At 62.9% G+C, this 1,044-nt stretch carries 2 protein-coding genes; both read left to right on the top strand.

The annotated features are described in order from the left end of the window. On the top strand, positions 1 to 276 hold a 276-nt coding region (locus GR183_RS21605), incomplete at its 5' end, for a UxaA family hydrolase (protein WP_202396240.1). A 10-nt stretch (positions 277 to 286) separates the two neighbouring features. Then, the coding region (locus GR183_RS21600; RefSeq protein WP_160777765.1) for a UxaA family hydrolase at positions 287 to 1,044 on the top strand (758 nt) is incomplete at its 3' end.

Below are 1,044 nucleotides of genomic sequence, written 5' to 3'. Positions count from 1 at the left end.
CATCTGCTTGTGCACGAGCATGCCGACAATGTCGGCGTGGTTGTTGTCGAAGGCCTTACGGCGGGAACGAAGATGCTGTGCTGCATCACGCACGACAACTCGACCTTCGAGCTGACATCGAAGGCGGATGTGCCGATCGGCCACAAGATCGCGCTGAAGGACCTGAAGGCCGGCGACACGGCGGTCAAATACGGCGAGGACATCGGCAAGTTCGTTGCCGATGTCGAGGAGGGCGGCCACGTCCACACCCACAATCTGAAGACCAAGCGCTGGTAAGGACGGACCGATGGCTTCCAAATACTCGAACATGACCTTCATGGGCTATCGCCGCGACAACGGCCGGGTGGGCGTGCGCAACCATGTGCTTGTCCTGCCGCTGGACGACATCTCCAACGCCGCCTGCGAGGCGGTGGCGAACAACATCAAGGGAACGCTGGCGATCCCGCATGCCTATGGCCGGCTGCAGTTCGGCGAGGACCTTGAGCTTCATTTCCGCACGATCATCGGCACGGGCGCCAACCCGAATGTGGCGGCCGTCGTGGTCATCGGCATCGAGCCGGGGTGGACGCAAAGGGTGGTCGACGGCATCGCCGCGACCGGCAAGCCCGTGCAGGGCTTCTCCATCGAGCAGAACGGCGACCTGAAGACCATCATGGACGCCTCGCGCGCGGCCAAGGAGATGGTGCACTACGCCAGCGAGCTGCAGCGCGAGGAGTGCTCGATCTCCGAGCTCTGGGTCTCGACCAAATGCGGCGAGAGCGACACGACCACCGGCCTCGGCTCCTGCCCGACGGTCGGCAACATGTACGACAAGCTGCTTCCGGAGGGCATCTACGGCTGCTTCGGCGAGACGTCGGAGATCACCGGGGCGGAGCACATCTGCAAGGCGCGTGCGATCAACGAGGAAGTCGGCGAGCGCTGGTACAAGATGTGGAAGGCCTATCAGGACGACGTCATCTTCGCGCATCAGACGGACGATCTTTCCGATAGTCAGCCGACCAAGGGCAACATCGAGGGCGGGCTGACGACGATCGAGGAAAAGGC

Source organism: Stappia sediminis, assembly GCF_009826895.1.
Lineage (GTDB): Bacteria > Pseudomonadota > Alphaproteobacteria > Rhizobiales > Stappiaceae > Hongsoonwoonella > Hongsoonwoonella sediminis.
The sequence above is the reverse complement of the archived record's forward strand: the minus strand, read 5'-3'. Positions and strand labels throughout refer to the sequence as shown.